The organism is Methylobacterium sp. D54C (genome assembly GCF_053345595.1).
In genome coordinates this window covers 1-339 of the sequence record NZ_JBKFAK010000148.1, presented here as the reverse complement: position 1 = coordinate 339, position 339 = coordinate 1, and the positions used below count along the sequence as shown (strand labels likewise).

Below are 339 nucleotides of genomic sequence, written 5' to 3'. Positions count from 1 at the left end.
CGGGACGACGCGCCCGGCGCTGGCGACGATCGCGGGCGTGAACAGGTAGGCCCGCGCCACGTGCCCGGCGACCAGGGCGGCGGGGCCGAAGGGCGCGGTGACGAGGGCCGCCGCGGCGCCGAGGCCGAACTGCGCGCCGGCGAGCCGCAGGGCCGTGCCGTTGCGGCCCAGGGCCGTGAAGATCATCCACAGCATCGAGGTGGCGACGAATTCCGGGGCGAGGAGCGCGAGCGTCCGCAGCACCTGCGCCGCGTCGTGCCACTGGTCGCCGAACAGGAACGGGATGAGGGTCGGGGCGACGGCCGCCATGCCGAAGAAGGCCGGCACGGCCAGGAAGGC

The 339-nt window shown here is 76.1% G+C and carries 1 protein-coding gene; it reads right to left on the bottom strand.

The features are described from left to right. Window positions 1–339, bottom strand: a 339-nt coding sequence (locus ACLBYB_RS32920) for an oligosaccharide flippase family protein (RefSeq protein ID WP_447701393.1), incomplete at both ends; no start/stop codon positions are given.